This is a genomic window from Rhizobium sp. NXC14, from assembly GCF_002117485.1.
Classification (GTDB): Bacteria; Pseudomonadota; Alphaproteobacteria; order Rhizobiales; family Rhizobiaceae; genus Rhizobium.
The window spans coordinates 17,282-44,077 of sequence record NZ_CP021032.1; the positions used below are offsets into that span (position 1 = coordinate 17,282).

At 61.2% G+C, this 26,796-nt stretch carries 23 protein-coding genes; 7 read left to right on the forward strand and 16 right to left on the reverse strand.

The window, feature by feature from the left end; genetic code table 11:
- Positions 1-134: 134 nt before the first annotated feature.
- Positions 135-830 (forward strand): peptide-methionine (S)-S-oxide reductase MsrA, encoded by a 696-nt coding sequence (gene msrA, locus NXC14_RS24390; protein ID WP_085780623.1) that lies wholly within the window; start codon positions 135-137, stop codon positions 828-830.
- Between the two features lie 52 nt (positions 831-882).
- Here msrA and NXC14_RS24395 read toward each other — a convergent pair whose 3' ends face one another.
- Entirely contained in the window at positions 883-1,422 is a 540-nt protein-coding gene (locus NXC14_RS24395; RefSeq protein ID WP_085780624.1) for a L,D-transpeptidase family protein, read from the reverse strand.
- Positions 1,423-1,706: 284 nt separating this feature from the next.
- Here NXC14_RS24395 and NXC14_RS24400 point away from each other — a divergent pair, with 284 nt between their 5' ends.
- Complete coding sequence (locus NXC14_RS24400; protein WP_085780625.1) at positions 1,707-2,147, forward strand: response regulator; 441 nt, start codon at positions 1,707-1,709, stop codon at positions 2,145-2,147.
- A 13-nt stretch (positions 2,148-2,160) separates the two neighbouring features.
- On the opposite strand, the gene NXC14_RS24405 is transcribed toward NXC14_RS24400, so the two are convergent.
- On the reverse strand, positions 2,161-2,865 hold the full coding sequence (locus tag NXC14_RS24405) for a TetR/AcrR family transcriptional regulator (RefSeq protein ID WP_085780626.1): 705 nt from the start codon (positions 2,863-2,865) through the stop codon (positions 2,161-2,163).
- Positions 2,866-3,115: 250 nt separating this feature from the next.
- Here NXC14_RS24405 and NXC14_RS24410 point away from each other — a divergent pair, with 250 nt between their 5' ends.
- Positions 3,116-4,315 carry a multidrug effflux MFS transporter gene (locus NXC14_RS24410; protein WP_085780627.1) on the forward strand — a complete coding sequence of 400 codons (1,200 nt, stop codon included), beginning with the start codon at positions 3,116-3,118 and terminating at the stop codon, positions 4,313-4,315.
- 129 nt (positions 4,316-4,444) lie between these two features.
- Positions 4,445-5,734, forward strand: a complete 1,290-nt coding sequence (locus NXC14_RS24415) for an MFS transporter (protein ID WP_085780628.1) — start codon at positions 4,445-4,447, stop codon at positions 5,732-5,734.
- Between the two features lie 14 nt (positions 5,735-5,748).
- On the opposite strand, the gene NXC14_RS24420 is transcribed toward NXC14_RS24415, so the two are convergent.
- From NXC14_RS24420 to NXC14_RS24455, 8 genes are all read right to left on the reverse strand, one after another.
- Positions 5,749-6,786, reverse strand: a complete 1,038-nt coding sequence (locus NXC14_RS24420; protein WP_085780629.1) for a LacI family DNA-binding transcriptional regulator — start codon at positions 6,784-6,786, stop codon at positions 5,749-5,751.
- Between the two features lie 297 nt (positions 6,787-7,083).
- A complete protein-coding gene (locus NXC14_RS24425; RefSeq protein WP_085780630.1) occupies positions 7,084-7,398 on the reverse strand; it encodes a hypothetical protein in 315 nt (104 codons plus the stop codon).
- Between the two features lie 104 nt (positions 7,399-7,502).
- Positions 7,503-9,401: an ABC transporter ATP-binding protein gene (locus NXC14_RS24430; RefSeq protein ID WP_085780631.1), complete on the reverse strand. Its 1,899-nt coding sequence runs from the start codon at positions 9,399-9,401 to the stop codon at positions 7,503-7,505.
- Between the two features lie 248 nt (positions 9,402-9,649).
- The gene (locus NXC14_RS24435) at positions 9,650-11,611 is read right to left on the reverse strand and encodes an ABC transporter ATP-binding protein (RefSeq protein ID WP_198175574.1); all 1,962 of its coding nucleotides are present in this window, start codon (positions 11,609-11,611) and stop codon (positions 9,650-9,652) included.
- A 244-nt stretch (positions 11,612-11,855) separates the two neighbouring features.
- The gene (locus NXC14_RS24440; protein WP_085780632.1) at positions 11,856-12,629 is read right to left on the reverse strand and encodes an ABC transporter permease; all 774 of its coding nucleotides are present in this window, start codon (positions 12,627-12,629) and stop codon (positions 11,856-11,858) included.
- On the reverse strand, positions 12,613-13,443 hold the full coding sequence (locus tag NXC14_RS24445) for an ABC transporter ATP-binding protein (protein WP_085780633.1): 831 nt from the start codon (positions 13,441-13,443) through the stop codon (positions 12,613-12,615). The genes NXC14_RS24440 and NXC14_RS24445 overlap by 17 nt, the downstream gene beginning before the upstream one ends.
- 12 nt (positions 13,444-13,455) lie before the next feature.
- Positions 13,456-14,457, reverse strand: coding sequence for an ABC transporter substrate-binding protein (locus NXC14_RS24450; protein ID WP_085780634.1), 1,002 nt, complete (start codon positions 14,455-14,457; stop codon positions 13,456-13,458).
- A 48-nt stretch (positions 14,458-14,505) separates the two neighbouring features.
- The gene (locus NXC14_RS24455) at positions 14,506-15,588 is read right to left on the reverse strand and encodes a 4-oxalomesaconate tautomerase (RefSeq protein WP_085780635.1); all 1,083 of its coding nucleotides are present in this window, start codon (positions 15,586-15,588) and stop codon (positions 14,506-14,508) included.
- A 114-nt stretch (positions 15,589-15,702) separates the two neighbouring features.
- Here NXC14_RS24455 and NXC14_RS24460 point away from each other — a divergent pair, with 114 nt between their 5' ends.
- From NXC14_RS24460 to NXC14_RS24470, 3 genes are all read left to right on the forward strand, one after another.
- The gene (locus tag NXC14_RS24460; RefSeq protein ID WP_085780636.1) at positions 15,703-16,599 is read left to right on the forward strand and encodes a LysR family transcriptional regulator; all 897 of its coding nucleotides are present in this window, start codon (positions 15,703-15,705) and stop codon (positions 16,597-16,599) included.
- A 352-nt stretch (positions 16,600-16,951) separates the two neighbouring features.
- A complete protein-coding gene (locus tag NXC14_RS24465; RefSeq protein WP_085781246.1) occupies positions 16,952-18,358 on the forward strand; it encodes an FAD/NAD(P)-binding protein in 1,407 nt (468 codons plus the stop codon).
- A 68-nt stretch (positions 18,359-18,426) separates the two neighbouring features.
- Complete coding sequence (locus NXC14_RS24470) at positions 18,427-20,355, forward strand: PAS domain-containing sensor histidine kinase (RefSeq protein ID WP_085780637.1); 1,929 nt, start codon at positions 18,427-18,429, stop codon at positions 20,353-20,355.
- Between the two features lie 19 nt (positions 20,356-20,374).
- On the opposite strand, the gene NXC14_RS24475 is transcribed toward NXC14_RS24470, so the two are convergent.
- The 6 genes from NXC14_RS24475 to cyoA all read right to left on the reverse strand — a co-directional run bounded on the left by NXC14_RS24475 (position 20,375) and on the right by cyoA (position 26,753).
- On the reverse strand, positions 20,375-21,568 hold the full coding sequence (locus NXC14_RS24475; protein ID WP_085780638.1) for an acyltransferase: 1,194 nt from the start codon (positions 21,566-21,568) through the stop codon (positions 20,375-20,377).
- Positions 21,569-21,703: 135 nt separating this feature from the next.
- Positions 21,704-22,462, reverse strand: a complete 759-nt coding sequence (locus NXC14_RS24480) for an SURF1 family protein (RefSeq protein ID WP_085780639.1) — start codon at positions 22,460-22,462, stop codon at positions 21,704-21,706.
- Positions 22,463-22,501: 39 nt separating this feature from the next.
- On the reverse strand, positions 22,502-22,903 hold the full coding sequence (cyoD, locus tag NXC14_RS24485) for a cytochrome o ubiquinol oxidase subunit IV (protein WP_085780640.1): 402 nt from the start codon (positions 22,901-22,903) through the stop codon (positions 22,502-22,504).
- A complete protein-coding gene (cyoC, locus tag NXC14_RS24490) occupies positions 22,900-23,520 on the reverse strand; it encodes a cytochrome o ubiquinol oxidase subunit III (RefSeq protein ID WP_085781247.1) in 621 nt (206 codons plus the stop codon). Before cyoC ends, cyoD begins: the two co-directional genes overlap by 4 nt.
- Before the next feature lie 5 nt (positions 23,521-23,525).
- A complete protein-coding gene (gene cyoB, locus NXC14_RS24495) occupies positions 23,526-25,529 on the reverse strand; it encodes a cytochrome o ubiquinol oxidase subunit I (protein ID WP_085780641.1) in 2,004 nt (667 codons plus the stop codon).
- Between the two features lie 42 nt (positions 25,530-25,571).
- On the reverse strand, positions 25,572-26,753 hold the full coding sequence (gene cyoA / locus NXC14_RS24500; RefSeq protein WP_085780642.1) for a ubiquinol oxidase subunit II: 1,182 nt from the start codon (positions 26,751-26,753) through the stop codon (positions 25,572-25,574).
- Positions 26,754-26,796 lie beyond the last annotated feature (43 nt).

Sequence of the window (26,796 nt, forward strand, 5' to 3'; positions counted from 1 at the left end):
CTCAACTTGAGCGCTGTTTCGCCTTCAAGCACACGCTTTCATTTAGTTGTCACATCGGCGTGAGTGAACGTCTTGTGATTTGCCGCTTTTACAAGGATGAGCAAGGATTTGAGCGACCCTCAGGAGGTAGCGCGATGCCCATCTCTTCCAACCTTACCTCGCTCCTCGTCACTGTCGTCGTCTCGCTCGGTGCGGGCGTGGCATGTGCCGCTGAGGAAGCGGTCGTCATTCCGCCGCCGACCATTGACGAAACCGCCGGGTCCGCTACTGAAACCGCCATTTTCGCCGGGGGATGTTTCTGGGGCGTCCAGGGGGTCTTTCAGCATGTGAAGGGCGTCGAGAGCGCCGTTTCCGGTTATGCCGGCGGCGAGGCTAAAACGGCACAGTACGAAACCGTCAGTACCGGTTCGACCGGTCACGCAGAGGCCGTCGAGGTGAGGTTCGATCCGAAGAAGGTGAGCTACGGCAGGTTGCTGCAGATCTTCTTCTCGGTGGCCCACAACCCGACGCAGCTGAATTTCCAGGGACCGGATCGGGGCACCCAGTACCGCTCGGCGCTGTTCGTCACCGCTCCCGAGCAGCGAGAGGTGGCCGAGCGCTATATCGACCAGCTCGACAAGGCGCACGTCTTCCCGCAGCCGATCGTGACCAAGGTGTCCGAGGCCGCCGGCTTCTATCCCGCCGAGGCCTACCACCAGGATTTCCTGACGCGCAATCCGACCTATCCCTATATCGTCTATAACGACCTGGCGAAGATCGAGAATTTGAAGTCGCTGTTTCCCACCGACTACCGCAGCCAGCCGGTGCTCGTCGGGAAGACCAAGGGCTGATCTGAGCCTGCTCGGTTTCGGGGTCGATGCCGGTGAACCGGATCGCAGCCGCTTAAGGCATGATGTCGATGGGCGTATGATCGGGAACGCGAGCCCAGACATCGCGCATCTCCGCATCGGTCACCGCAATGCAGCCATCCGTCCAGTCCCACAGGCGATGGATCCCTCCGAGCAGGCCCCAGCCATTGGGCAGCCCGTGGATCATGATGCTGCCGCCGGGCGGATAGCCATTGACTTTAGCCTCATGCTGCTCATTCGGATTCGGATAGGAAATGTGCAGGCTGAGATGCGCCACGGATTTCGGATTGCGCCAGTCTATCTCGTAGCGCCCTTCCGGTGTTTTCTCGTCGCCTTCGCGTTGCTTGGGACCCGCATCGGCAGCACTTCCAAGGGAAATCTGATAGGCCGAGATTGCAGCGTCGCCTCTGAAAAGGACCATGCGGCATTCGGACTTGTAAACGCGAATGAGGTCGGCGCGTTGCTCCGGAGGTGCATCCGCGGGCGGCAAGCCCGAACCGATCCTGGCCATCACTTTGGTATAGGCGAACAGGCTGACGGCCACGATGAAAAGGACGATAAATTTGCTTCGCAAGCTGGTCCTCAATCGCCGAGCCCGATGGAATAATCCGATCGTATCATTGCCCGCTCTCATCCAGAAGTAGTTAGGTGAAATTCAAATGATTAAGCGGCGGGTTTTGTTTTTGCGGCTTTTCCTGTTAAGAATTTGTAAACGTTAACAACATCTTAAATGGCGAAAATCGCGTTCCACCGCGGAACATATCGCCAGGTTCCCCGTTACGACAATGAGTTTCGGCAGGGACAGACTACCGAAGCGGCTCCTTCTTTCGAAGTATATGCGTAACAAGAGGACGGATCATGGCCACCAATGTCGTGCGGCGCTACCAACAAGATGATCTCATGAAGCAGAGAGTGTTGATCGTCGAAGATGAATTCCTGATCGCGCTCGATCTCGGCGCGACGGTGGAAGGCATTGGCATGCAGGTCGCCGGCCTTGCGAATGACCGCGAACAGGCGCTACGGCTGGCGCCGTCCTCCGATATCGCCTTCGTCGACGTCAATCTCGCCGATGGCCCGACCGGGCCTGAGCTTGGCAGGCGGCTGGCGGAAGAGCATGGTATCGCCGTCGTCTTCATGACGGGCAATCCCGAGACCGTCGCCGACGGCGTCAAGGGAGCGGTCGGCGTCGTCCAGAAGCCGGTGATGCCTTGGCTTGTCGAACAGCTGTTGAAATATCTTGCGGCGCGCCGTGTCGGCATGTTTGCGGTCGTGCCGGCGCAGATGACGGTTTTTAGCTGATCACAGGGTGTGATCAGCCTGGTATGGCCGCGAGCTGCGGCTCTCCGCCGGCTTTTTCGGCTTTCGGCCTGCCATAGGCCTTCAGAAAGGTCCGCACCGCATTGCGTGCCGCCTTTTCCAGTTCTTCATTGCTGGGTGTGCCGCCGAACAGCGTCATCATCTGCAGGTCTGCATTGGCGAGCGCCACGAACTGCCGGGCGGCGACGTCGAAATCATCGATGGCAAGCGCCTGTTTGTGGTCAAGCCGCGCCAGAAGCGCGGAAAGCGCAGTGGTCAGTTTGCCCGGCCCCTGTTGGCGCCAGCTTTCGAAGAGGTGCGGATATCGCTCGCCCTCCGTCTGCACGAGTTTGCGCAGGAATTTTCCGTCATGATTGCAGATGCAATTTTTGTTGAGGCGCACGGCAAACGCCGTCAGGCCGTCCTCCAGATCGTCGGCGCTGTCAGGAAAAGTCGACAGCACGGAAAAGAGCATGGCGTTGGCGCGGTTCATCACATCCTCGACCACGGCGACGAACAGCGTCTCCTTTTCACGGTAGTGATTGTAGATCGTCTGGCGGGAGACACAGGCGACGGCGGCGATCTCGTCGATGCTGGCGGCTGCAAAACCCTGGCGGCAGAAGACATCGGCGGCGGCGTCAAGGATCGACATACGCTTGGCGCATTGTCCACGCCGCGTATGCCCCATCATCCGGACTGCCGGTGTCATGCTATCTTTCATCGAGCGAAGATAAGACGTCTTGACGATTTAGACAATGGCGTCTAGTTTTACAGGCGTGTCCAAATTTATTGACACTCTTGAGTTCGCTGCTGGAGATCTCCCAACTTCATCTTCGCGCGAACGATCTCATTGAACCCATCGCATCGGCGCGAAAATCGCACTGATTTTCGGAGAGCAGGATGCGTCGATTCCAAAGAGTGCGGAGCGACGATCCGGCGCCTCCGCTGCGCTTTTACGAAAGATCACCACTATGACGGCTTCCTTCTTTCGCATTGCCCTCATTCTCGGCCTGTTGTCGGCCATCGGTCCCTTTGCCATTGACATGTATCTGCCTGCGCTGCCCTCCATCGGCCAGGACCTGCATGCCGATAACAGCGTCACCCAGCTGACCCTGCTCGCTTTCTTCATCTCCTTTGCGCTTGCTCAGCTCGTCTACGGGCCGCTGTCGGACATGTGGGGCCGCAAGCTGCCGCTCTATCTCGGTATCGGTCTCTTCGCCGTCGCGTCGATCGGCTGCGCATTTGCGACCGATATCGAAACGCTGATCGCCTTCCGTTTCGTCCAGGGCATCGGCGGTGCCGCCGGCATGGTCATTCCGCGCGCCATCGTCCGCGACATGCACACCGGCGTCCAGGCCGCGCGGCTGATGTCGCTGCTGATGCTGGTCTTCTCGATCTCGCCGATCCTGGCGCCGCTGACGGGCAGCGCCGTCATCGAACTCTCCGGCTGGCGTGGCGTCTTCTGGGCCGTGACGGGTGCGGCGGTAATCGGCCTCGTCCTGCTTTCCACCCAGCTTGACGAAACCCGCCCGGCCGAGGAGCGCAATGGCAGCGGCCTCGGCAGCGCCATGAAGGCCTATCGTCTGCTGCTCGCCGATCGCAATTTCCTGACGCTGACCTTCATCGGCGGCCTCGGCATTTCGAGCTTCCTCGTCTATCTCGCCAACTCGCCCTTCGTGCTGATCCAGCATTACGGGCTGACGCCGACCGAGTACAGCTTCGCCTTCTCGATCAATGCCGTGTCCTTCTTCGCGGTATCGCAGGCGACGGGCTGGCTCGGGGAGCGTTTCGGCCTAGTGCGCGTCATGCGGATTGCCGTCAGCGCTTTTGCGCTGGCCATGATCGTCATGGCTGTGGTGATGGCTGCAGGCTTCAACCAGCTGCATGTTATGGCGACCTTCCTGTTCATCGGCTACGGCTTCCTCGGCCTCGTCATTCCGACGAGCGCGGTGCTTGCGCTGGAGGAACACGGCGCGATCGCCGGCACCGCCTCGTCGCTGATGGGCACGCTGCATTTCGTCATCGCCGCCGTCGCCATGGTTATTTCGAGCCTGTTCTTCGACGGCACCGCCGTTCCGATGGCCGCCGGTATTGCGCTTTGCGCCTTCTCGGCCTTCGTGCTGACGCAGGCGACGATCGGCCGCCGCGCCGCCGTAGCCGCGGCCGAATAGCCGGAAAACAGGCCGCACACGGCAGCGGGTGCGGCCCCGCCATCTTTTAGGAAAGTACAACGAGCGATTGATTATCGGCGATCTGCGCTATCTACGCCTGACGATGCATTGTGATACCGGAGGATGAGCATGGTCGACGAGAAGCGGCTGATTTCGAAAATCACCTGGAAGCTGATGCCGTTTCTCGGCATCCTCTATCTGATTGCGTATATCGACCGGCAGAACGTCAGCTTCGCCAAGTTGCAGATGGTCGATGCGCTCGGGCTGAGCGAATACGCCTATGGCCTTGGCGCTTCGCTCTTCTTCATTGGCTATTTTCTCTTCGAGGTGCCGAGCAATCTCTTCCTCGACAGGCTCGGCGCGCGTGTCTGGTTCGCGCGCATCCTGGTCTCCTGGGGGCTTGTCACCGTGGCGCTCGCCTTCACGCAGAACGCGACGATGTTTTATATCCTGCGGTTCCTGCTCGGTGTCTGCGAAGCCGGTTTCTTCCCTGGCGTCCTCTACCTCTTGACGCTCTGGTTCCCCTCGGCCTATCGCGGCCGGATGGTCGGGCTGTTCATGATCTTCAGCGCCATCGCCAATGCCGTCGGCGCACCGCTCGGCGGCGTGCTGCTTGATCTCGACGGTCTCTATGGTTTTGCCGGCTGGGAATGGGTCTTCCTGGCGACCGGTGTACCGGCCGTCATCGCCGGCGTCGTCACCTTCTTCTATCTTCCCGGCCGGCCGGAGAGCGCAGGTTTCCTGACCGGCGAGGAGAAGGCCTGGCTCGAGCGCCGGCTCGCTTCGGAAAATGCCGGCATGGGCGAAAATGCCGAAAACGGTTTCAAGGCGCTCGTCGATCCGCGCGTCGTGCTGATGGCGCTCTGCTATATCGCCTTTCCGCTGTCGGCCTATGGGCTGAGCTATTGGCTGCCGACCATCGTCAAGGCCTTCGGCGTCAGCAATACGGTGAACGGTTTCCTCAACGTCATTCCCTGGCTTTTGGTGGCGGTGGGGCTCTATGCAGTGCCCGCCATGGCCGACAAGGCGCAATTGAAGACGCCCTATATCGTCATCCCGGCCTTCATCGGCGCTGCCTGCCTGCTGCTGTCGGCGCTGATCCCGAACCATACGGTGCAGTTCGCCTTCCTCTGCGTCGCCGCCGCCGGGATTTTCGCGCCCCAGCCGGTGTTCTGGAGCCTGCCCTCGCGTTTCCTGAAAGGGGCAGGTGCGGCGGCCGGCCTTGCCGCCATTAACTCGGTCGGAAACCTCGGCGGCTTCGTCGCCCAGAACGTCGTGCCCTGGATCAAGGATGAGAGCGGCAGCACGATCGCGCCAATGTTCTTCCTGGCCGGCTGCCTTGCTGCCGGCGCCCTGCTGGTCTTCGTCGTCGCACATCAGCTGGCGAACCGGGAACAGTCGGCGCCGAGCCGGGCCTGAAATCGGCCTTGGTCTCAGCCCGCCAGCGTGAAAGCGTCGCTTTCGCCTGGAACAAGCTCCATCGGCCAGATCCTGTTGCGGGCTCCCTGCGGATAATGCTCGGCATAGGCCGGCATGGTGGCGAGCAGGGTTTCGCCGAGCTGGGCGCCGAGATCACGCAGCGACATGCGGAAAGAGGTCAGCGTCGGCTGCAGGAAATGGGTGCGCGGCTCTTCGCGGAAGCCGACGACAGCAAGGTCGCGCCCCGGCACGATGCCGGCCTCGGCCAGCCGCCGGTACAGCCCGATCGCCATCAGTTCGTGGATCAGGATGATCGCGGTCGGCCGCTCTTCGAGCATCAGCAGTTCGTGGCCGGCCTGGTAGCCGCCTTGCTCGCTCGACTTTACACGGATGATGAGGGCGGGGTCGAAGGGAATGCCGTGGCGTTTCAACGCCTGACGATAACTGTCGAGGAAGATATAGCCGAGATTGATATCGGAGGAGGGGGCCGCCACGGCAATCCGCCGGTGGCCTTTGGCAACGAGCCGGTCAACGCCGCGTGCCGCTACGCCCTCGAAATCCAGATCCATCCAGGTATAACTGCCGCCCGACGCACTGCGGCCGAGCGCCACGAAGGGGATACGGGCCTTTTCCAGAAGTTCGATGCGCCGGTCGGTGCGCCGCGTCGCCGAAATGATCAGCGCGTCGACCAGCCGGCGGGCCACCATGCGTTTCAGATATTCGTGCGGATCCTCGTCGTCGGGGCAGGGCAGCATGACCAGATCGAGTTTGTGACGGGAAAAGACGCTCTGCAGCCCGTCGGTGACGCCGAGGAAGAAATCGTCGCTGTTTTCGACCGTCTCCCGGCTGACCTCGAGCATCAGCCCGATGACATTGGTCATGCCCTGGCGCAGGCTGCGGCCCGACTGGTTGGCGACGTAACCGAGCTCTTCGGCGGCGGCGAGCACGCGCCGGCGCGTGTCTTCATTGACATCCGGCTTGCCGTTCAGCGCCCGGGACACCGTCCCGATCGAAATGTCGAGATGCTCGGCGAGCTGGCGAATTCCTTTCATCTGCAGCGATCTTCCTCCCTGACAACGCCGCGCGATCGAAACGCGCAAAGGACGTAATACCTCGATTGCCAAATCCTTCTTGCCACAGGACGGCGCCTGCGAAAAGCTAAGGCTTGAGGCTCTGTTGATGCTGCCTAAAGCGGTGCGGTTGGGGAGGGGTGAGCGGCAGCCGGAAGACCGGGCTGATCCGCTGCCCGGATGTGGCCGATGGTGAGCAAAAAAATACCGAGGCTGCGGGACGCAACCTCGGCTGAAGGCAAACCGGCGGCGCTAACCGGCCGTCGCAACAATTCGGGACTACTCGCAGACCCGTACGGTCTCGGCATGGTAGCCGCCGTCATAGCGGTTGCGCACGTCGCGGTCCTCATACCAGCATCTCGGTTCGACATAGCGGGGGCTTTCGACATACCGCGGCCCCTCATCGACGTAGCGCGGACCGCCATTGGCGAGTGCACCGCCGATCAGGCCTCCGACGACACCTGCTGCGACGCCGCCGGCGATGATGCGGCCGGTGTTATCGTGATGGTGATGGTGATCGCGTGCGGCAGCAGGCTGAATAGCCGATCCAACAAGGGCCGTCGCGATCAACAAGCTGCTAATAATTCTCTTCATGACATTCTCCTCAGTGGCACTTGCCCCGGATAAGAGGGAAATGCGGCAGGAACGCGTTTGTTCGTTCAATCTTTACGACACGCGTTAATGCAAGTCATCCCCCGTCAGGTCGCCGATCCTTCAGCCGTCGCCTCTTCCAGCACATCCTCGGGAATATCGTCGAACGAGGCGTAGTTGAGGCTATAGAGCCTGGAATAGAGCTTGCCATTCTTCATCAGCTGGCGGTGGTCGCCGCTTTCGATGATTTCGCCGTTCTGCAGCACGATGATGCGGTCGGCTTCGCGGATCGTCGCCAGGCGGTGGGCGATGACGAGCCCGGTGCGGTTTTCGAGCAGCTTCACCAGCGCCTTCTGGATCAGCATCTCGGTATAGCTGTCGATATTGGCCGTCGCCTCGTCGAGCACCAGGATCTTCGCATCCGCCACAAGGGCGCGGGCAAAGCTCAAAAGCTGGCGCTGGCCGAGGGAGAGATTGCCACCGCGCTCGCCGAGAACGCTGTTGTAGCCATCGGCCAGACGCATGATGAAATCATGCGCGCCGACGGCCCTGGCCGCCTCGATCACCTGCTCGCGGGTCGCATCTACCTTGTGATAGCGGATGTTTTCAAAGACGGTGCCGGTAAAGAGGAAGGGCTCCTGCAGCACCATTGCGATCTGTGCCCCGAGCGAATCCTGCGTCAGGTCACGCACATCGTGGCCGCCGACCAGCACCTGGCCCTGCTGCACGTCGTAGAAGCGATGGATCAGCGACATGCAGCTCGATTTGCCCGATCCCGTCGGACCCACAAGCGCCACCGTCTCGCCGGGATTGACCTTGAAGCTCACATGTTTCAGCACCGGATGCTTCGGATTGTAGCCGAAGACGACATCCTTGAATTCCACCGAGCCGTCCATGTCGCGCGACAATGCCTTGGCGTCGGGTGCGTCCTTGATGTCAACAGGCACGTCGAGCACTTCGGTCAGGCGCTGGCCCGAGGCCATGGCGCGCTGCATCACCGAATATTGCAACGTCAGCGAACGGATGGGGTCGAAGAAGCGCTGGATATAAAACAGAAAGGCGACGAGCACGCCGACATCGAGCGCTTGGTTGAGAACGCGGGCGCCGCCGACGACGATGACGAGCGCCATCGCCACGCCGGTCAGGCTGTCGACGATCGGCACCATGACCTGCGCATAACGCGCCGCGGTCAGATGCGTCTTGAGATTGGCATGCGCCTTGTCGTCGTAGAGCATGAAGTTGACGCCCTGCCGGTCCATGCTCTGGACGGCGCGCACGCCGTGGATGGCTTCGGCGAGCGCGCCATTCGCAACCGAATTGGTCTCATGCGCGGCCATGAAGGACTTGCGGGCGAGCGGCAGCCAGAATAGCCGGACGATGAACAGCACCGGCAGCACGGAGAGGGTCAGCAGCCCCAGCTTGAAATCGAGATAGAGCATCACGAAGATGATGCCGAAGAGCAGCACGATGTCGCCGACTGACAGCACCGAGGTTTCGAGGAATTCCTGCATCGAGTTGACGTCGCCCTGCAGGCGCGACATCAGCCGGCCTACCTCGGTCTTGTCCATGAAGGAGAGCGAAACCCGCTGGAGATGCGAAAACATCGCCTTCCGGATGTCGAAGAGCACCTCTTCCGCGACATTGCCGACCAGCGTCTCCTGGGCGTAGCTTGCCGCATAGTTGATCAGGATGGCGATGGCAAAGGCGGCTATCGCCCAGATCAGCGCCGCATGATTGCCGCCCGGCGACATGCCGTGGTCGATGGCGTAGCGGATGATCAGCGGAATCAGCAATTGCATCGTGGTGAAAGTCAATACCGCGACAACAGCCCAGAGGACCTGGGTACGGTAAGGGCGAACGAAAGCCCAGATCCGCTTGATGATATTGCCGTCGAAGGCCTTGCCGAACATTTCCTCCTCGACGCGATGCGAACCGACCACCGCCCGCGGCGGGCGGCGGCCATCCTCGCGAACGTCGGGACGCTCGGTTTCCAGTTCCTCGGCCATCACATTCCTCCTGCGGCCATGACGTCGGGTGGCCTGCATCCCATTGCTTGTCCCCCTTCTCCCCAGCGGGGGTCCGAAGGACGAGTCGACCGCGGCTCGACCCTGGTCAGTGGCCCGAGGGCGGATGAGGGGGCCGCACGGCACGCCCTATTTGCCCTTCGCTTCCGCTCAGGACACTCGTCGCTCCTCGCCCCCTGATCGCCTCGCTTTGCTCGGCACTTCTCCCAGCTGGGGAGAAGCGGGTATGATTACGCGCTCAACACCTCGTCGCCCGGCCGCACCTGCAGGTCGTAGAGCGCCTTGTAGCGCCCGCCGAGCGAAAGGAGCGCCTGATGCGTGCCGCGCTCGACAATCCTTCCGTCTTCGACGAACAGGATCAGGTCGGCATGCATCAGAGAGCTCAGGCGATGAGCGACGATGATCGTCACGCGGTCGGCGGCATAGCGACGCATGGCGCTGCGGATGCGCTGCTCGGTGGCCGCGTCGATCGCCGCCGTCGAGTCGTCGAACACCATGACAGCCGGCTTGAGCATCAGCGCGCGGGCGATCGACAGCCGCTGCCGCTGACCGCCGGAGAGCGACACGCCGCGCTCGCCGACGACGGTGCCGTAGCCGGTGGGAAGGCCCAGGACGTAATTATGCAGCTGAGCGCTCTCGCTGGCGCGTTCGATGCGGCTTTCCTTCGCCCAGGGATCGCCATAGGCGATGTTGTTCTCGATCGTCGTCGTGAACAGGAAGGAATCCTGCTGGACGACCGCAACGGAACGGCGCAGCGACTGCAGCGTCGCCTTGCGGATGTCCTGGCCGTCGATGGTGATCCTGCCGCGGCTGACATCGTAGAAGCGCGGAATGAGATGGGCGATGGTCGACTTGCCGCTGCCGGGAGGGCCGACGATGCCGATGGTCTGGCCGCGCCTGGCTTCAAAGGAGACGTCGTGAAGCACACTGCGCTTTTCCGCGCCGGGATAGGCGAAGCTGACATTTTCGAAGCGCAGCACGCCGTCCGTCACCGCCAATTCTCTGGCATCCGGCGCGTCCTTGATCGCGATGTCGAGGTCGAGAAGGTCGAAGAGGCGCGACCCGCAGGTGGAGGCGCGGGCAAAGGCGTTGACCATCAGGCCGAGCTGGCGCACCGGCATCTGCAGGATGGTCATGAAGGTCAGGAATGAGGCGAGCGTGCCGACGGTGATCTCGCCCGACATCACCTTGCCGCCGCCGACCCACAGCACGAGGCCGATGGCGGCGAAGAAGGAGAAGGTCATGGCGCTGGTGTTGACGACACGGATGCCGACGCGTTGATGGGCGAGCGCCAGCGCGTTCTTCGAGGCCGCCTCGAATTTCGACAGTTCGTGCTCCTGTGCGGCAAAGGCGCGCACGACGCGGATGCCGCCGAGATTCTCTTCCATGATGCGGGTCAGTACCGAAAGCCGCTCCTGCAGCTCTAGCCAGGTCGCGCGCAGCCTGAGTTGCGTGACCGAGGAGCGCCAGCCGACGAAAGGCACGAAGGAGAGCGCCAGCAGGCCGAGCACCACGTCGGTCGACAGCAGCATATAGGCGCCGATACCGATGAGGATCGACAGCAGGATCATGCGGACGAGCGCCGTCGAAAAATACATGCGCACGCCCTCGAGATCGAGCAGGCCGACGGTGATCAGGTCGCCGGAATGGACCGTGTCGTGAAAGCTGAAGGAGAGGCGCTGGATCTTTTCGTAGCAGGCCAGCCGCAGCTCGTAGCCCATGTGGTGACCGACGGATTCGCTGAAATAGTTCTGCACCATGGTGAAGAGACCGCGCAGCACGCTGGAGCCGAGCAGCAGCAGCGCCGTGGTCAGAAGCGCATCCTGCGCCGCCTGGCCGTCCGCGCCGCCGCCCATCGCCATCTGGGTGTGGTCGACGGCCCGGCCGAGAAGCCGGGGGATCATCAGCTGGAAGGTGGAGGCAATGAGGGTGGCGCCGATCGCAAAGCCCGCCTGCCAGGGGTGGCGGAAGGCCATCACGGTGATGCGCACCAGTGTATAGAGGCCTCGGCCCCAGCCTGCCGCAGTTGCAAGCGCCATCGAAGCCGAAGGCTTCGTCGCGCGTGTTGACGCATCGCTGCTCACGGTATTTTTCCAATAGATGTGGTGCTCGGACGCTGGCCCGAAAAGACGGCAAATCCATGAAGGGATTGATAGCACCATCATTTTTGCCGATTCCAATTGGGGGTTCAAGTAAAGAATTCACCAACTGGTTATTTTTACGTGAGGCTACCCCGCGGGAACAGTCAACGCGCGGGTGGGTTGCAGCAGCACCTCCGTCCGGCCGTTGCTGAAGCCTCGCTCATCGTACGCTGAAGGCCCGCAGCGCCGCCAAGACGTGTGGACCGGGACACTCTGTCGCTCACATGTTTGCGCTCTCCCTTTGAGGAAAGGGAGAGCGCTTGCTGGCAGGTGTTGAAGTTGCCGATAACGATTGTCAGGCCGGCCGTTCGGCAGCGCTTGTGCGCCACTTGATGAGATGCTTCTCGGCTATGTCCAGAATGCTGTCGATGATCAGGACAAAGATCGCCAGGATCAGAATGCCCGCGAAGACGCCGACCGCATCGAAATTGCCTTCGGCCTGAGCGATCAGGTAGCCGAGCCCGGCAGAGGAGCCGAGATATTCGCCGATAATCGCCCCCACCACGGCGAAGCCGACCGAAGTGCGCAACGACGACAGAATCCAGCTCGCCGCTGCCGGGAAATAGACATGGCGAAGCAGGTCCCTCCGATTGCCTCCCAAAATGCGGGCGTTCGACAGCACCACCGGATTGACTTCGCGCACCCCTTGCATCGCGTTGAAAAAGGTGACGAAGAACACCAGCGTCACGGCGAGCGCCACCTTGGACCACAGCCCAAGGCCAAGCCACAGCACGAAAATCGGCGCGAGCACGACGCGCGGTATTGCGTTCAGCCCCTTGATGAAGGGGTCGAGAATACGCGCAGCCGAACGGCTGAGACCAAGCCACACGCCTGCGGCGACCCCGAGTGCAGTTCCGACGAGGTAGCCGAGCACGGTTTCCGTCAGCGTGATGGCGACATGGCTGTAGAAGCTGACGTCGGCCACCCAGGATAAGACCTGGTCGAAGATGTCGAGAGGAGCCGGGAAAAAGAAGACGTCAATGACGCCAGCCGCGACACCAAGCTGCCAACCGCCGACAATTGCCACGAGCAGCACGATTTGAATGAGGCGTTCAGTCATGACGTTCATAGCTTTTCTCCACTTCACCGCGCAGCGATGACCAGATGTTACGATAGAGATCCAAGAAGCGCGGATCGAGCTTGATTTCGGCGACATCACGCGGGCGTACGAGGTCGACCGGGAAGCTGTCGATGACGCGCGAGCGCGGTCCGGCGGCAAGCACGACGACCCGATCGCCAAGGGCGATCGCTTCCTCGAGGTCGTGCGTTATCATCACCACTGCGCGCCGTTCCTCCTGCCAAAGCCGCAGCAGCTCGTTCTGCATGAGGTGGCGGGTATGGATATCGAGCGCGGAGAAAGGCTCGTCCATCAGGATGACCTTGGGGCCGGTGATCAGCGCCTGTGCCATCTGCACACGCTTGCGCTGACCGCCGGAAAGTTGATGCGGATATCGATGCTCGAACCCTTTTAATCCGACCTTCGCCAGCCATCTCATCGACTGCTCGCGACGGTCGGCAGCGCCGACACCCTTGAACATGGGACCGAGTTCCACATTCTCGATTGCGGTCTTCCACGGAAGCAGTGCGTCCTGTTGGAACAGGTAACCGATATCGGTCTGAACTCCGCGGACCGGCTGACCATCGATGGAAACAGTGCCGCTGGCAGGCTTCAGAAGACCGGCAATCGCGTTGAGTATGGTGCTTTTGCCGCATCCAGTCGGTCCGACGATGGCCAGGAATTCGCCATTGGAGACGCTAAGATTAACATCCTGCACCGCTACGTAAGCACCAAAGGACATGGTGATTGCATCGATGGAAACCATCGGCTTCGAATGATCCGGACGGTTGGTCGGGGGTGCAGTTTTCACGACGGCCAATTCCATGACCTCCTCCTATCAGTTGGCAGCGGCATTCGGGACTTTGCCGACGAACTCGTTCGTGTAGGTTTTTGCAAGGTCGATGTCGGCCGCGGCGACTTTATCGTTGAAGCTCTTCAGGACGGCGAGCGGGATTTTAATGTCATCCTCGTTAATGCGCCCGTCCTTCGAGAAGATCGCCTTCGCGTTCTCGACCGCCTTGACGTAGGTGTCACGATCGCCTGAAATGAACTCCTTCGGGAGCTTCTCCACGATCTCTTCCGCGGAGTGGCTATTCATCCATTCGAGCGCTTTGACCGTCGCATTGGTGACCTTCTGGATCGTCTCGGGATTTTCCTCGATATAGCTTTGCGTGGCATAGAGGACGGAGGTCGGGTAAATCCCGCCATAGATCGCTCTCGCACCGTCGTCGCTGCGCCCATCGATCAGGATCTTGCCAACACCCTTGGCTTCGATGAACGTCGCAGCCGGATCGTAGTTGACGAGCAGGTCGACCTTCTGCTGTTCGAGTGCTGCGACGGCGGAAGAGCCGGAGCCAACACCGATCAGCGACACGTCGCTTGCGGACAAGCCGTTGCGCTGCAGGTAATAGCGGACAAAGAAATCGGAGGACGAACCCGGCGACGTAATTCCGATTTTTGCGCCTTTGATCGTTTCCGGCTTTGCCGGATCGAAATTGCTGCCCTTGCCGCCAGCCAGTACGAGCCCTGAATTGCGGGCGAGCTGCACGAAGGCGACGACGGCCTTCTTCTGCGATTGCATCTGGATCGTATGATCGTAGAAGCCGACGCCGATATCGGTTGAGCCGGCAACAAGCGCCTGAAGCGTCTTGGAACCGCCCGACGCAAAATTTTCAACGGTCACCTCCAGCCCTTCCTTTTCATAAAGGCCAAGCCCTTGGGCGACAGGAAAGGGAAGATTATTGAGGTTGTAAGAGCCGACGCTGATACGGACCGGATCCGCAAGTGCGGGGCCGGCGAGCGCGACCGTTGCTGCGAGGGCGAGCATAAGCTTGCGCATGATGACATTCTCCTCCTGTTGTTGGCGCCCTCCTGGCGGCCAGAGCTATTATGCCGCGCAACCCAGTTGCGTGACAGGTTTTGCTAACACATGTCCCTCGAACAGCCGGCGGGCGGTGCGAAGGATGCCGGCGACGGTCTTGCCGTCCCGTTCATACAGCTTGACGTCGAGGTGGCCGCTGGGGTGCTCGATGGAAAGAACAAGCGGAGGGGCCCTCCGGCCGATCAGACGCGAAGCGACCGTATCCTCGGTGATGCAGGCTGTGGCAATTCCGACGGCGCCCGTGGTTGCCAGCGACGGATGACATTGATGCGGCATGAAATAACGTACGCTGAGGTCGCCTCCGGCCTTTGGCCGCGATATGAGCACCGGCTTTGGCGTTACCTGATTGCGCACGTTTCCAAGGCCCATCCGTTCGCCAGCCGCAATCCGCAGCTCTTCCAGCCGTTCCAGCAATTCCCTGTCAGCATTGAGTTCGGCTGCCGATTCCAGGCCGGTTGCGCCGATCGAAACTGCCTCGATCAGCATCATCGGCATGGCGCAATCGATGCAGGTGACAGCCACGCCGCCGATCAAGTCGATGGCTTTGCCGGTGGGAAAGAGCTGTCCGGTACGAGCTCCGGCTGCGTCCATGAAAGTAAGCGCGATTGGCGCAGCGCGCCCGGGCACTCCGTCGATTGCAGCTTCACCGAGATAGGAGACGCTGCCATTCGGAGTGGGAACTTCGGCCTCGATCAGCTTGCTGGTGTTGACGTTATGGATCCGAACGAGCGTCTTTTCTCCACGAACCGGAACTAGTCCAGCCTCGATGGCAAACGGGCCGACTGCGGCGAGCATGTTGCCGCAATTCGGCGAGGTGTCGACGATCTGTTGATCGACTCGTACCTGCGCAAAGAGATAATCCACGTCTGCGCCGGGAATGCTGGCAGGTCCGATAATGGCGACCTTGCTCGTAACCGGGTTGCCGCCTCCAATTCCGTCGATTTGCAGCGGATGACCCGAGCCCATGATCGACAGCAGGATCTTGTCGCGCTGGTCGGTGTCCGCGGGAAGATCCCTGGCGAGGAAGAACGGCCCTTTCGAGGTGCCGCCTCTCATCAGTACGCAAGGAATAGGCATCAGATCGTTCATCGGTTGTGCTTTCGCCGGAATTATGCTGCGACCGTATTAATCGGCGCCGTTTGATCCGATTATTGAAAGAATTTTTTATTTGTAAAATGCTAAGATTTGGAGGATTGATGCGAAATGAGCATTAATTGTGAGATCCTCGACCTGCGAGCCTTCCTGAGCGTCGTAGAACTGGAGAGCTTCAATCGCGCCGCCGATGCCCTGCACATGTCGCAGCCCGCGTTGAGCCGCCGTATTCAAAAACTGGAGCAGGCCATCGGCGCACCGCTCCTGGAACGCACAACCAGGCATGTGTCCGCGACGGCGCTCGGCACGGAACTGGTGCCCCTCGTCCGACGCATGCTGGAGGAGTTCGATGGCTCCCTCTTTGCCGTGCGTGACGTTGGACCCAATCGAGGGGGGTTGGTGACTATTGCATGTCTTCCGACCGCGGCATTCTACTTCCTGCCCACGGTCATTCGCCAGTTCAATGAAGAATATCCGAACATTCGTTTTCGTATCCTCGATCTGCCTGCAACCGACGGTCTTCAAGCCGTAGCAAGCGGGGAAGTGGAATTCGGTATAAATATCATGGGTACCTCCGACCCGGACCTTACCTTCGAGCGGCTTGCGGAAGACCCATTCGTACTTGCAGCGCGCAAGGATCATCCTCTTGCAGCAAAACAATGGGTCGAATGGGCGGAGTTAGAGCCTTATCACGTGATCACCGTTCATCGGTCGAGTGGCAACAGAACGCTGCTCGACGCGGCACTGGCAAAGTCGAACATCAAGCTGCGCTGGTTCTATGAGGTAACTCATCTGTCCACCTCCCTTGGGCTCGTCGAGGCGGGCCTTGGGATCTCGGTGCTGCCACGAATGGCAACCCCGCGGGAAGATCATCCGTTCCTGATCACCCGCCCCATTCGCAATCCCGATATATCTCGTACGATCGGCGTGGTTCGCCGCCGCGGCGGCACCTTGTCGCCCGCGGCGGAGAGGTTTCTCAAGATGTTAATTGGCGTATGGGGCGCTTGATTGAACGTCGCCTTCAGGATCGCCTGAGCAGTTCGAGCAGACTTGGCAAGCACGACCGCGGCGAAGGCAGCGGCGTGGCCACTTTGGGCGCGGTGTGAAAATACTTGGCGTTCTCAGTGGTTTAAGCTCGTGTTCAACAAATCTCTTGCCACTTTCGGTTTTTGGCGCTTTCATACACGACCAGATTGATAGACTATCGCCAGGGATCAGGCCCTCGTTCACTTGCGGGCTCCCGGTGGACCCCGAGCTGCGGCGTCAATGGCCGCGTGACCCTCATCAACGCGTGAGCCGCTGTTTACGCGTTGAAACCTCGATCGACCCCAGGCTGCGAATGAAGCGCAAAGGAGTTGCGATGACGGTTCAGGGACTTTTTTCCGGAAGAGCCAAGGCGGCAGCGCAGATCTCGGCCGTGCCGCGCATAGCGATTGTCGGCCGCGGTTTCTCCGGAATGATGACGGCCATTGCGCTGATGAAGACGGTGCGCGCACCCTTCCATCTGCAATTGTTCGATCCTAATTCGTCGGTCAGCGGCGGCCAGGCGCTGGCCTCGGCCCGCGCCTCGACGATCCTCAACACCCGCGTGCGTGATCTCTCTGTTTCGGTGGGCGACAGCGACGATTTCAACGACTGGCTCTGTAGCAACGCCGCTTTCCGCGCCGCCGTGCCGGCCGCCATTCCCGGTTTCCGGCAAATCTTCGTGCCGAAGGAGATCTTCAGCGATTATGTCTACCAGCGCTTTTCGGAAGCGCTCGCCGCGCGCCGGGACATCACCGTCCAGGTCTGCAACGATCCCGTGGTGGCGATCCGCCGCAGCCACGGCAACCGCTTCCTGCTCGAAAGCGCCAATCCAGCCAATCCGCTGTTCGATACGGTGATTCTCGCCACCGGCTACGGCCTGGGCGATCCGGATGCTGAGGAGCCGGGCGCGTCGCCGGTCAGGGCCCAGCGCCTCGTCGCGCGGCCGCATACCGTGTTGCTCGGCAGCGGCATTCGCGTCGTCGATCAGTTGCTGCAGCTGCGCGATTCCGGTTATGCCGGCCAGGTGACGATCATTTCCCGGCGCGGCTTCCTGCCCCAGAGCCATACGCCGAATTCCGCCGATCCGGTGTTTCCGGCCGAAGCGCTGCCGGAGAGCCTGCCCGACATTGTGCGTTTCATCCGCCAGGCCTGTCGCGAGGCGGAAGAAGAGGGGCGAAGCTGGCAATCGGTGATGAACGGTCTGAGGAAACATGCGCGCTCTCTGTGGAGATCGCTGCCGGCCCGCCACAAACATCAGTTCAACCGTCATTTGCGGGCGATCTACGACAGCCACCGCAATCGCCTGCCCGAGGCCATGCACCTGCGCCTGAAACGCGAGCTTGCCGAAGGCCGCACGGTGCTGCGCCGCGGCCGAGCCGGGCGTCAGGGCCTGAGCGGCCTGTTCTTCACGCCAGCCGGCTCCTCTATCGAAGAGGTCATCCATGCCGAGCGCATCATCGATTGCCGCTGCAGGGCGCCGGATCTTTCCGCGCCGCTGATGCAGAGCCTGTTTTCCGCCGGTCTCGCCATGCCGGACGAACTTTCGCTCGGGCTGGCGGTCAATGCGCGCGGCGAGCCTTTCCTGGGGGACGGTTCGACGGTTGCCGGGCTTTTTGCCGTCGGCCCGCTTGGGCTTGGTAGCCTGCCCGACATCGATCTCGTGCCGGAGATCGTCTCGCAGGCCTATGCCGCTGCCGAGCACATCGGTGAGCGGTTCCATCCACAGGTCAGGGCCATGTGAAAAGTGTGATATTTTGGGAACCTTCTGCCCGGTGTAGCGTTAAGAGCGCTGGTAACCGAGAGGGGCAGATGGAAGTGCTGGATCGACATGATACGTCTCTTGATGAAGAGGGACGCTTTCGCCTTCTGGTCGATGCCATCACCGACTATGCCATCTACATGCTGAGCCCGGAAGGCATCGTCACCAGCTGGAATACCGGCGCTCAACGGTTCAAGGGCTATAAACCTTCGGAAATTCTGGGCGAGCACTTTTCCCGTTTCTATGTGGAAGAGGACCGAGCCGCGGGCATCCCCGAGCGCGCGCTCACCACGGCGGTGGAAGAGGGCCGGTACGAGGGGGAGGGCTGGCGCCGGCGCAAGGACGGCAGCCGCTTCTGGGCGCATGTGGTCATCGATCCCATCCGCCATCCCTCCGGCGAACTGGTTGGCTTTGCCAAGATCACCCGCGATCTGACGGAACGCAGGGCCGCCGAACACGCGATCCGCCAGAGCGAGGAGCAATTTCGCCGTCTGATTCAGGGCGTTTCGGACTATGCGATCTACATGCTCGATCCTGACGGCAATGTCAGCAGCTGGAATTTCGGCGCCGAGCGCATCAAGGGTTATCGGCCTGATGAAATCATCGGCCGGCATTTCTCGACCTTCTATACGCCCGAGGATCGCGCGGCCGGCCTGCCGGAGAAGGCGCTCCGGGTCGCGCGCGCCGAAGGCCGGTTCGAAAGGGAGGGCTGGCGTGTCCGCAAGGATGGCAGCCGTTTCTGGGCGAGTGTCGTCGTCGACGCTATCCGCGACGAAGACGGCGAAGTACTAGGTTTCGCCAAGATCACCCGCGACATCACCGAAAAGATGGAAACGCAGCGGGCGTTGGAGCAGGCGCGCGAAGAGCTTTTCCAATCGCAAAAGATGGAGGCGATCGGCCAATTGACCGGCGGTATCGCCCATGATTTTAACAATCTGCTGATGGCCGTGCTCGGCAGTCTCGAACTCCTGAAGAAGCGCATGCCGCAGGACCGCTCGCTGACGTCGCTGGTCGACAATGCCATGCAGGGCGCTCAGCGGGGTGCTGCCTTAACGCAGCGCATGCTTGCCTTTTCCCGCCGGCAGGAGCTGCACATGGAGCCGATCGACGTATCGGGCCTGGTGCGCGGCATGATGGAAATTCTGAGCCGGTCGCTCGGCCCCCTCACCACGATCGAGACTTCCTTCCCAGTCAGGCTGCCGACAATCCTCACCGACCCCAACCAGCTGGAGATGGCGATCCTCAATCTTGTCGTCAACGCGCGAGACGCCATGCCTTCCGGCGGCCGCATCATGCTTCGCGCATCCGAGGAAACGATAGCCGCAGGCAAGGGGCCGCTGCCGGCCGGCCGCTATATAAGAATCGCGGTGATCGATGAAGGCGAGGGCATGGATGCGAAGACGCTGGAGCAGGCGGTCACACCGTTCTTCACCACCAAGGGTGTCGGCAAGGGCACCGGCCTCGGCCTTTCCATGGTGCAGGGTCTCGCGAGCCAGTCCGGCGGCCGGCTCATCCTGAAGAGCACGCTGGGCGAAGGCACGACGGCCGAGCTATGGTTTCCTGTCGTCATTGCCGAACAGACTGCCGAAGCACCGGCAGACATCCCACAAAAACCGGATAACCCGCAGCAGGGGCTGCGCATCGTCGCCGTGGATGACGACGGCCTGGTCCTGATGAATACGACGCTGATGCTGGAGGATCTCGGACACACCGTTTTCGAGGCGATGGCCGGTCCGGAGGCGCTCGATATTCTGCGCAAGGAGCCTGTCGATCTGGTCATCTGCGATCACGCCATGCCGCGAATGACGGGGGCGCAGCTCGCCGAGGCGATCCGCAGCGAGTGGCCTGAGATGCCGATCATTCTCGCCACCGGTTACGCCGATCTGCCCGATGGGCCCGGTGCCGCCGATCTGCCCCGCCTGGGCAAGCCCTTCTCGCAGGCGCAGCTTGCCGAAGCGATCAGTCGGATTGCGGTTTAGCCGTAAGCTGACCGGCGCTTTAGGCGTGAAGCTTCTCGTCGTCACTATTCTGAATGACAGTGCGGCCGGCTCCGAGTTCTGAGGTCATCGGGATTTGCTGTTTATCCGTCGTGGCCGCATTTGCGCCGTCCAGCAAGCGCTTTTCGGTCTCTTGCAGGTCGAGGATCGCCTGTTCGATCGTCTCAGCCGGAGTTTCGCGCGAGGCTGCGCGCCGCCGATGATGCCGCCACCACGCGAAGAGCAGGCGTCGGCTCGGGACTTCTATCGTCTCGTGAATGAACCATCCTCCTGCCACCGCAACGCCAAGCGCCACCAGGACGAGTACTGGTTCCGGAATCAGACCGTCGAAAGCCCGGCGTACAAGGAACGTGATGGGGACGTGGAAAAGATAGAGCGAAAAGCTGATCGCGCCCAAGAACCGCATGGGCGCCGCTGCCAGGACATGGGCTGCGATCGGAGGCTGTCGAGCGGCGAGCGCCACGATGACGGCTGACGCGAGCGCACTTTGAAGCCCCCAGAATACAGGCGAGAAACCGGGCAAGACATGCCTGTACGTGAAGAACACCGCCAGAAGGAACAGCGTGAAAGCGCCCGTGAGGGCGGATGGCCTCCACCTGTCCCAGCAGGAATGCATCGCCCCGGCAAGCGCGCCGAACAGAAAATAGGGGAGCTTGGAAAGAAGCAGTATACCTGGTCCCGGCAGCTCGAGCAGACCCTCCACCACGACCAGCACCGCCAAACCTGCGATCACACCGCTATAGCGCTGCGGGCGGGTCAAGCAGAGCCAAAGGATCGGGAAAAACAGATAGAATTGAATTTCGGGTGGAATTGACCAGAAAACCCCGCTCGAGCCCATAAGAAAGACATGGCGGAGAAACTCCGTGCCGCCGATGATCGGCTGAACGAAGTTTAGACTTTGCATGCCGGACAGCGCCGCCACGAGCAGGACTGCAGCCAGATAGACCGGATAGATGCGGGCAAAGCGGCTGACAAGAAAATCCAGGACGGTTTCCTTGGTGACCGGTCGTGAGCCGTAGAGATGGGCCATCAGAAAGCCGCTGAGGGCGAAGAACAGGCCGACGGCTTCGCTGCCCATTGTGATGAAATGCAAGGCTGTGTTTGGAAAGACAAGCCCGATATGCGCTTGCACGACCAGAAGCGCGGCGAGACCGCGCAGACCATCGAGACTGGGGATGTAATCCGGCCGGCTCATGTGCAGCTTTATGAGTTCTGTTCAGGCAAGCAGTATCGGACATCGCTTTACAAGAGATTAATCCGAAGCGCGGAGACGACCGCTGTGCAACTGTTGCTTGCCGGAGCGCTTGCACCGCTGCAAAGCGGCAGCGACTTACGTCCGGCGGCCTCTTCCGATCTCGCCGCGAACAACAAACACCAGCAATACCAGCACCATCACCGCCAGCCCGTACCAGGTGATCGCATAGACGAGATGGTTGTTGGGGAAATGGATGATCGTCAGGCCGCCGACGGGCAGACCGCCGGGATTGGCAGCGGCGTCGGCATCGATGAAATAGGGCGCGACCGCGCCGAGGCCGCGCTTTTGGGCGATCGCGGCGACATCGCGCGAATACCAGCGGTCGGCGGCGACGTCGTTTGATTGGAGCAGCGATCCCTTCGGCTCGGTCATCCGCAGCAGCCCGGTGATCTCGATGACATCAGACAGCTGACCCTCGCGGCGCGAGGCGGGGTCGCGCCTGTCCGTCGGCACGAAGCCGCGATTGACGAGGATGGCGGTGCCGTCTGCGAGCATCAGCGGCGTCATCACCCAATAACCCGGACCGAGAACGGTCGAGGCGTAGACCAGCGTTTCCTTGTCGTTTGCCAGCATTCCCTCGACGGTCACACGGCGGTATTCGTCGCTGCCGGCATTGACCTTGTCCCAGTCGGCGCGCCCCGGGGCGGGCACGGCGGCTGCGTGCACGCGCTGGTCGACGCGGGCGGCGAGGTCGCGCTTCCAGCCCAGGCGTTGAACCTGCCAAGTGCCGAGACCAAACAGGATGGCGGCGAGCAGTGCCAGGCAGACGGCGAAAAGCGCGCGTTTTGCCCGGAAATGCCGTCTTTCCGATTTTTGCGTGGAGGCTTCGCTCATTGGTCTCAGAGCGGCGCTGCCGCCGCCCTTCGTTTGCCGTTACGGCATGTTCTTCATCATCTCGGGGCTCATCGGCATCATATTGGAGTTGAGATGATGCATGACCCAGAGTGAACCGGAGAGCGCGATGGCGACGATGATGAGGGTAAAGATCAGCGCCATCATCGTCCAGCCGCCTTCGCTCCTGGGATTCATGTGCAGGAAGAAGACCATATGGACGACGATCTGGATGGCGCCGATACCCATCACCAGCACCGCCGTCAGCGCCGGGCTGGCGAACACGCCGGCCATAACAAGCCAGAAGGGGATGGCGGTCAGGACGACGGAGAGCGCGAAGCCCACCATATAGCTGCGGAACGTGCCATGGCCGGCCTGGTGGCCGTGGCTGTGGCCGTGATGCGCCTCGTGGGCATCCTCATGGGTGGGTGCTTGCGAACTCATCCGAGAACTCCGAGCAGATAGACGAAGGAAAAGACGCCGATCCAGACGACGTCGAGGAAGTGCCAGAACATCGAAAGGCACATCAGGCGGCGGCGGTTGGCCTCGATCAGCCCGTGCATCGACACCTGGACCATCAGCGTGATCAGCCAGATGATGCCGAAGGTGACGTGCAGCCCGTGGGTGCCGACGAGCGTGAAGAAGGAGGAGAGGAAGGCGCTGCGGGTCGGCCCGGCGCCCTCGTGGATCAGGTGTATGAACTCGTAAAGTTCCAACCCGATAAAGGCCGCGCCGAACAGGCCGGTCACGGCGAGCCAGAACAGCGTTTCCGCCTTGGCGTTCCGCTCCATCTGCAGCATGGCGAAGCCGTAGGTAATCGACGAGAAGAGCAGCATCGAGGTGTTGAGGGCGACGATCGGCAGATCGAAGAGATCGGCCGGCGACGGGCCGGCGGCATAGTTGCGGCCGAGCACGCCGTGCGTCGCAAACAGCACCGCAAAGATCAGGCAGTCGCTCATCAGGTAGAGCCAGAAGCCGAGATTGGTGCTCCCCTCCGGATGATGGTCTTCCGTCAGGTAGAATTCAGGCTTTTCGGCCGTATCGATGGTTTGATCGCTCATGGTCATTACACCTGCTCGGCAAGCAGCGCCGTGCGCTTGCCTTCCGTTTCGGTCACCTTGCCGGCGGGAATGTAGAAGTCGCGTTTGTAGTTGAAGGTATGGCCGATCGCCACGGCAAGCAGCCCGATGGCGGAAACGATCACCAGCCACCACATGTACCAGATCAGGCCGAAGGCAAGCGCGACGCTGATTGCCGACAGGATGGCGCCGGTGCCGGTATTCTTCGGCATGTGGATCGGCTTGAAGCCGCCGAGCGGGCGCTCGTAGCCGCGCCTTTTCATGTCGTACCAGCTGTCATGGTCATGGACGACGGGCGTGAAGGCGAAGTTGTAGTCCGGCGGCGGCGAGGAGGTCGACCATTCCAGCGTACGGCCGTCCCAGGGATCGCCGCTGTCGTCACGCAGTTCCTCGCGTTTCACGAAGCTGACGACGATCTGGATCAGGAAAGCGGCGATGCCGAGCGCGATCAGTCCGACGCCGAAGGCGGCGATGATGAACCAGATTTGCAGTGACGGATCCTCGAACTGGCTCATGCGGCGGGTGACGCCCATCAGGCCGAGCACGTAGAGCGGCATGAAGGCGAACCAGAAGCCGATCTGCCAGAACCAGAAGCTCATCTTGCCCCAGAAGGGATCGAGCTTGAAGCCGAAGGCCTTCGGGAACCAGTAGTTCACGCCGGCGAACATGCCGAACAGAACGCCGCCGATGATGACGTTGTGGAAATGGGCGATGAGGAACAACGAATTGTGCAGCACGAAGTCGGCCGGCGGCACCGCCAGCATGACGCCGGTCATGCCGCCGATGACGAAGGTCACCATGAAGCCGACCGTCCACAGCATCGGCACCTCGTAGCGGATACGGCCGCGATACATGGTGAAGAGCCAGTTGAAGATCTTCGCTCCCGTGGGGATCGAGATGATCATCGTGGTGATGCCGAAGAAGGAGTTGACGCTGGCGCCCGAGCCCATCGTGAAGAAGTGGTGCAGCCAGACGATGTAGGACAGGATCATGATCACGCAGGTGGCGTAGACCATGGAGGCATAGCCGAACAGGCGTTTGCCGGAGAAGGTGGCGACGACTTCCGAAAAGATGCCGAAGGCCGGCAGCACCAGGATGTAGACCTCCGGATGGCCCCAGATCCAGATGAGGTTGATGTACATCATCGGATTGCCGCCAAGGTCGTTGGTGAAGAAATTCGTGCCGGCATAGCGGTCGAGCGACAGCAGCGCTAGCGTTGCCGTCAGGATCGGGAAGGAGGCGACGATCAGCACGTTGGTGCAGAGCGCCGTCCAGGTGAAGACCGGCATTTTCATGAACGTCATGCCGGGCGCACGCATCTTGACGATGGTGGCGATCAGGTTGATTCCCGACAGCGTCGTTCCGACACCCGCCACCTGCAGGCCCCAGATATAATAGTCGACGCCGACGCCCGGACTGTAGGCGGCTCCCGACAGCGGCGGATAGGCGAGCCAGCCGGTCTGGGCAAATTCGCCGATGAAAAGCGACAGCATGATGATGATCGCGCCGGCGGTGGTCATCCAGAAGGAGAAGTTGTTGAGGAAGGGGAAGGAGACGTCGCGCGCGCCGATCTGCAGCGGCACCACGAAGTTCATCAGACCGGTGACGAAGGGCATCGCCACGAAGAAGATCATGATGACGCCGTGGGCGGTGAAGATCTGGTCGTAGTGGTGCGGCGGCAGGTAGCCCTCGGAACCGTTGAAGGCGATCGCCTGCTGGACGCGCATCAGGATCGCGTCGGAAAAGCCGCGTAGCAGCATGATCACTGCGAGTATCACATACATGATGCCGATCTTCTTGTGATCGACGCTGCAGATCCAGTCGTGCCAGAGCGGACCCCAGAATTTGAAATAGGTGATGGCGCCGAGCACGGCGAGACCGCCGATGACGACGCCGATGAAGGTCACGACCAGAATCGGCTCGTGATAGGGGATGGCGTCGAGGGTCAACCGGCCGAAGATCAACTTCAGGAGGTCAGGATTGGAAAACATGGAACAACCCGTTCATTATGTCTTGCGACGCAAAGCGCCAGGTTAATTGTTGTTGTTGAGCTGCGTCGGCGCCGGGTCGGCGCCGTTGCCCGAGCCCGGCATGGAATGGCCGTCATGCTGCATATCCATCCCGGGCATGCCCTGCATGCCGGGCATGTCGTGCTGCATGCTGCCTCCGGAATTGCGCGGCGGCTCTGCCTTTGCCGGGACGCCTGTTGCCGGCACGGTGGCCCCAGGCTCGACGACGCCTTCACCGGCATGGCGGTTGTCGTATTGCAGCTTCTCGCGGTTTTCAGCACTTTCCTTGCCGCCGCCACCCATCATATCGATGTGCATCATCTCGTTCATGCACATCTTGCCTGGCGTGGCGCACATGTTGAGGATGGCGTCGTAGAGATCGGCGTCGGCGCCTGCATAGTAGCGCACCGGCTCCTTCTCGCTCGGCTTCTCAAGCGTCAGATAGGCGTCGCGGTTGAGCATCGTGCCCTGCTGCTTGACCTTGGCCATCCAGGCGTCGAAGCCTTCGCGGGTTAGGCCATGGAACTTGAAACGCATGTGCGAGAAGCCGGCGCCGCTGTAATTGGCGGAGAAGCCTTCATATTCGCCCTCCCGGTTGATGACGGCGTGCAGCTTCGTCTCCATGCCGGGCATGGCGTAGATCTGGCCGGCAAGAGCCGGGATGTAGAAGGAGTTCATCACCGAGGAGGCGGTGATCTTGAAATTGATCGGCGTGTCGACAGGGGCGGCCATCTCGTTGACTGTGGCGATGCCGAGTTCGGGATAGAAGAACAGCCATTTCCAGTCGAGCGCCACGACCTCGACGGTCAGCGGCTTGGTATCGGCCGGGATGGCGCGCTCGGCATCGAGGCGGTCGAGCGGTCGGTAGGGATCGAGCTTATGCGTGGAAATCCAGGTGACGGCCCCGAGCGCAATGATGATCGCCAGGGGGGCCGCCCAGATGACGATTTCGAGGCGGGTCGAATGATGCCATTCCGGCGCGTAAGCGGCGGCCGTGTTGGAGCGGCGGTAGCGCCAGGCGAAGAGCAGCGTCAGGAAGATCACCGGGACGATGATCAAAAGCATCAGCACCGTCGAGATGACGATGAGATCGCGCTGTTGCACGGCGATGTCGCCTGAGGGCGCCATGACGACCATGTTGCATCCTGCCAGGAAAAGCAGCGGCAAGACGGATAGAAGGCGGGAAAACTTCACGAGTTTTTGCACGTCTCTAAGCTCTTGTTGTTTCGTTTTGACCGCGACTAAAGCA

Coding starts and splice junctions, on each gene's coding strand:
- msrA (WP_085780623.1), top strand. CDS start 135: ATGCCCATCTCTTCCAACCTTACCTCGCTCCTCGTCACTGTCGTCGTC.
- NXC14_RS24400 (WP_085780625.1), top strand. CDS start 1,707: ATGGCCACCAATGTCGTGCGGCGCTACCAACAAGATGATCTCATGAAG.
- NXC14_RS24405 (WP_085780626.1), bottom strand. CDS start 2,865: ATGAAAGATAGCATGACACCGGCAGTCCGGATGATGGGGCATACGCGG.
- NXC14_RS24410 (WP_085780627.1), top strand. CDS start 3,116: ATGACGGCTTCCTTCTTTCGCATTGCCCTCATTCTCGGCCTGTTGTCG.
- NXC14_RS24415 (WP_085780628.1), top strand. CDS start 4,445: ATGGTCGACGAGAAGCGGCTGATTTCGAAAATCACCTGGAAGCTGATG.
- NXC14_RS24420 (WP_085780629.1), bottom strand. CDS start 6,786: ATGAAAGGAATTCGCCAGCTCGCCGAGCATCTCGACATTTCGATCGGG.
- NXC14_RS24425 (WP_085780630.1), bottom strand. CDS start 7,398: ATGAAGAGAATTATTAGCAGCTTGTTGATCGCGACGGCCCTTGTTGGA.
- NXC14_RS24430 (WP_085780631.1), bottom strand. CDS start 9,401: ATGGCCGAGGAACTGGAAACCGAGCGTCCCGACGTTCGCGAGGATGGC.
- NXC14_RS24440 (WP_085780632.1), bottom strand. CDS start 12,629: ATGAACGTCATGACTGAACGCCTCATTCAAATCGTGCTGCTCGTGGCA.
- NXC14_RS24445 (WP_085780633.1), bottom strand. CDS start 13,443: ATGGAATTGGCCGTCGTGAAAACTGCACCCCCGACCAACCGTCCGGAT.
- NXC14_RS24450 (WP_085780634.1), bottom strand. CDS start 14,457: ATGCGCAAGCTTATGCTCGCCCTCGCAGCAACGGTCGCGCTCGCCGGC.
- NXC14_RS24455 (WP_085780635.1), bottom strand. CDS start 15,588: ATGAACGATCTGATGCCTATTCCTTGCGTACTGATGAGAGGCGGCACC.
- NXC14_RS24460 (WP_085780636.1), top strand. CDS start 15,703: ATGAGCATTAATTGTGAGATCCTCGACCTGCGAGCCTTCCTGAGCGTC.
- NXC14_RS24465 (WP_085781246.1), top strand. CDS start 16,952: ATGACGGTTCAGGGACTTTTTTCCGGAAGAGCCAAGGCGGCAGCGCAG.
- NXC14_RS24470 (WP_085780637.1), top strand. CDS start 18,427: ATGGAAGTGCTGGATCGACATGATACGTCTCTTGATGAAGAGGGACGC.
- NXC14_RS24475 (WP_085780638.1), bottom strand. CDS start 21,568: ATGAGCCGGCCGGATTACATCCCCAGTCTCGATGGTCTGCGCGGTCTC.
- NXC14_RS24480 (WP_085780639.1), bottom strand. CDS start 22,462: ATGAGCGAAGCCTCCACGCAAAAATCGGAAAGACGGCATTTCCGGGCA.
- cyoD (WP_085780640.1), bottom strand. CDS start 22,903: ATGAGTTCGCAAGCACCCACCCATGAGGATGCCCACGAGGCGCATCAC.
- cyoC (WP_085781247.1), bottom strand. CDS start 23,520: ATGAGCGATCAAACCATCGATACGGCCGAAAAGCCTGAATTCTACCTG.
- cyoB (WP_085780641.1), bottom strand. CDS start 25,529: ATGTTTTCCAATCCTGACCTCCTGAAGTTGATCTTCGGCCGGTTGACC.